Source organism: Winogradskyella sp. UBA3174, from assembly GCF_002364335.1.
Lineage (GTDB): Bacteria > Bacteroidota > Bacteroidia > Flavobacteriales > Flavobacteriaceae > Winogradskyella.
In genome coordinates this window covers 1,954-5,474 of sequence record NZ_DEXW01000074.1, presented here as the reverse complement: position 1 = coordinate 5,474, position 3,521 = coordinate 1,954, and the positions used below count along the sequence as shown (strand labels likewise).

Annotated in this window: 4 protein-coding genes; 2 read left to right on the top strand and 2 right to left on the bottom strand. The window is 26.6% G+C overall.

All coding sequences use genetic code 11. The annotated features are described in order from the left end of the window. The coding region (locus B2U95_RS14085; RefSeq protein WP_296317252.1) for a hypothetical protein at window positions 1–552 on the top strand (552 nt) is incomplete at its 5' end. Beyond that, complete coding sequence (locus B2U95_RS14080) at window positions 542–1,660, top strand: hypothetical protein (RefSeq protein ID WP_296317251.1); 1,119 nt, start codon at window positions 542–544, stop codon at window positions 1,658–1,660. The genes B2U95_RS14085 and B2U95_RS14080, both read left to right, overlap by 11 nt. On the opposite strand, the gene B2U95_RS14075 is transcribed toward B2U95_RS14080, so the two are convergent. Both B2U95_RS14075 and B2U95_RS14070 read right to left on the bottom strand, forming a co-directional pair. Next, complete coding sequence (locus B2U95_RS14075) at window positions 1,657–2,427, bottom strand: hypothetical protein (protein ID WP_296317249.1); 771 nt, start codon at window positions 2,425–2,427, stop codon at window positions 1,657–1,659. The genes B2U95_RS14080 and B2U95_RS14075 overlap by 4 nt on opposite strands. Next, window positions 2,417–3,400, bottom strand: a complete 984-nt coding sequence (locus tag B2U95_RS14070; RefSeq protein ID WP_296317248.1) for a hypothetical protein — start codon at window positions 3,398–3,400, stop codon at window positions 2,417–2,419. The genes B2U95_RS14075 and B2U95_RS14070 overlap by 11 nt, the downstream gene beginning before the upstream one ends. Window positions 3,401–3,521: the final 121 nt, after the last annotated feature.

The following is a 3,521-nucleotide window of genomic DNA, read 5'->3' as shown; positions in this document are numbered from 1 at the left end:
ACTTTTACACATAAAAGATTAGTACAAGAGCATAAATATTTAACAGATAAATACAAAAAAAGATCAGAAGCAGGTAGAAAAGGTGGTTTATCTACACAAAATCAAGCAAAAGGCGATTTTGCTTCAAGCAAAATTAAAGCACCTATACCTATACCTAGTCCTATACCTAATAAGAATATGCAATCTATGTTTGAAAAATTTTGGTCTTTGATAAGCCATAAGAAAGGAAGTAAATTTCTAGCTAACAAAAAATATGCTCTAAATTGCTCTGATATGATTCCTGAGGAGGTTGCTACCACTTTTAACCGATATGCTTCTACTGTAAAGGATAAGGAGTTCCTAGCCCATGTTTCAACGTGGATTAACCAAAGAAGATTTGAAGATGACGAAAATAATAAAACAGATATAAAAAGTATTATAGAGAGGTTGGTTGCATTAGGTTATGAATATAAGGGTAGAGTACATAATTACGAAAAATTTACTAAAGATGGTAAAAAATATAAGATTAACCGACTAGATGAAAATAACATGATTGTACCTGATGAAAAATGAAGATTGGAAAAAAGAATGGGTTGATATGCCCGAATGTAATAATGTTAAGCAACCACCAGCAGAAATTACAGCAACATTCAAGTTTAGAAATGAAAAAGATTACAATGAATTTAAAGATAAAATAAAAGAACACCTATACAACAATCAAAAAGTTTTTGACGGAGAGCAGAAAAAAGATAAAAAACAGGCTTGGTTTCCTTTAAGAGAAAAAGATAGTAAATATTGCTATTTAAGCAGTTTAAAAAATAAAGAAACTAAATTTCCAATTTATATAATTAGTAAAGGTAGGTTTAAAAGAAATCCTACTAGCACAATGTTAAATAAAATGAATGTTCCTTTTAAAATTATAGTAGAAGAACAGGAATATAATGAATACTGTAAAATAGTTGATAAAAAACAAATTTTGATTTTACCTAAAAAGTATAAATTAGAATACGATTGTTTTTGGAAAGATAAAGACCCAAGAACAGGTCCAGGTGCTGCAAGAAATTATGCTTGGGATCATTCTTTAATTAATAAAAATAAATGGCATTGGGTAATGGACGACAACATTGAATCTTTTGAAAGGTTTAATGATAATAAAAAAATAAGATGTTATGACAGTTCTTTATTTTTAGCTTCTGAAGATTTTGTTTTAAGATATACAAATATTGCTATTGCTGGGTTTCAATATGCTAATTTTATGCCTTATAGCGATTTTAGACCACCCTACAAACTTAACACAAGAATATATAGTTGTTTATTAATTCGAAATGATATTCCTTATAGATGGAGAGGCAGGTACAATGAAGATACTGACTTATCTATAAGAGTATTGAAAGATAATTGGTGTACTGTGCAATTTAATGCTTTTCTGCAAGGAAAAAGAGCAACCCAAACTAATGACGGAGGTTGTAATGATGAATTTTATAAAAATGAGGGTACTTTAAATAAAAGCAAAATATTATCAGATATGCACCCTGATATTGCTAAAGTAGTTAAAAGATTTAATCGTTGGCATCATTATGTTGATTACAGTAGTTTTAAGAAAAACAAACTAATTAAAAAAAAAAAAATTAAAATTACAAATAAAATTAATAATTATAAAATGACAATCAAAAAAGTTTAAATTTTCTTTTTTCTTTGATCTTTTAATCTTATCTGAGGATATTTACTTTTTCTAGCATTGTTTCTTTTACAAAATAAAGGATATGTATCTAACATATACTGAGTTGAATATTCTTCGTGTTCAAAAGTTCTATATAACTGTATTCCACCTTTTTCTGTATAAATTTTAGTTTTAGGTGCTAAATAGTTAAATCTAACAACACCTTTATCTTTAATATAATATTTAATTGTTCTTTCATAATCTTCTTTAGTAATTCTTTTATCATAATTTATTAGTGCCTTATCTTCGTGAGTATTAATCCAACCATAAAAACAACCTATAATAAATTTTAAATTAAATGAAATAGTGTGCTTCATAAAAAAAGGATTAAAAGAGGCATTAATACCCCATAAATTAAATTTATTTTTCAAACATAGATCAAATGCTTGGTGACCTAACTCTTTTAATTGTAATAAAGGTTCGGTTTTTTTATCATTAATTTTAGTTTCTACACTTTGTATGTCGTCATCTAAACCCATAACATATTGACCTACAGGATAATGCTTTACTATAAAATTCCTTTGTTCGTTTATACTGCTATTATTAGAAATTATAAAATTTACAGGAAAGTTTTTAAGTTTATTTTTGTATTCTTCTAATTCTTCTGCCTTACTTAAAAAAATATCTACTTTAGATAAATCAATATTAGTTTTTGATAAATATGATATAGTTTTATTTAATAATGTTTCTGAACGAGTAACACTTGGTATAGCTATTCTAAAGTTCATTAAATATTTCTTGTTTTATTTTTTTTGCTTTTTCTAATTCTTCTGGTAAGGCTATTTTTTTGGTATTTGTTTTTGCTCTATTTAATTCATATTCGGCATTACCACAATATATCATTTTTTCTCTATAATAACTAACAACACTAATTCTTTCATAAGGAGTTTTGCGAATTAATTCAGTATTTCCATGAAGTTCATGAACATCAAATATAGCTAAATCTCCATCTTTTAAATCTAATCCTATTCCATATTTTGGAATAACAGTTATTGCTCCGTCATACTTACCTTGTGATATAACTCCTAAATTACCAAAACCCTCTTTGAGATCACCATTATCATAATGTCCAGCAGTTCTAAAATTTTTATTTACTGTAACAGTACTAAAAGCAGTATTTTTAATCACAAAATCTTGTGAACTTTTTTCTGCCATTTTTTTTTGAATATTGTATCTTGCTGGTGCATATTGTTTAAAAAATTCATCAACACATTTAATATAAGGTAAACATTTTTTATAATCTTGTAAGTTTCTTTGATTAAACATTGTTCTTCTACAGTAAGGTATTCTAGGGTATCTATCGCTATAACCAATTACACCACTTTTAACAGTTAAAGCATAAGAAGTATTTGATAATTTACCATCTTTTATATTTATAGGAGTGTATCTTGTGCCATTAATTTTACCTATAACTCTTTTGCCTATCTTATCTCCCACTTTATATTTTTGAGATATTAAACCTGAAGCCAAACCTCTATTATTAGATTCGGTTGCGGCTTTACGAAATGAATTTCTACAATTATTTAAGATATTACTGGGAACTGCATTTTTTTTAAATACAGCTAATATATCTCCACTTTCATTTAAAATTTTAGTATCTTCAGTTATATGATGTTTAATTAAATCTTTAGTAAAGTATGTTCCCTCTAAAGATTTTACTTGTTCATCAGTAAGTATAGGCTCAATCTTTAGTAGCTTCATTTGATACACACATTAAAACAGCATCAGAAATATTATCTATGCCATCTCTTTTAGAAACCTTACTAATTGCTTCTCTAAATTTTGATTCATTTTCTTCATTAAAAAATAATTGTATCATCTT

Coding starts and splice junctions, on each gene's coding strand:
- B2U95_RS14080 (WP_296317251.1), top strand. CDS start 542: ATGAAAAATGAAGATTGGAAAAAAGAATGGGTTGATATGCCCGAATGT.
- B2U95_RS14075 (WP_296317249.1), bottom strand. CDS start 2,427: ATGAACTTTAGAATAGCTATACCAAGTGTTACTCGTTCAGAAACATTA.
- B2U95_RS14070 (WP_296317248.1), bottom strand. CDS start 3,400: ATGAAGCTACTAAAGATTGAGCCTATACTTACTGATGAACAAGTAAAA.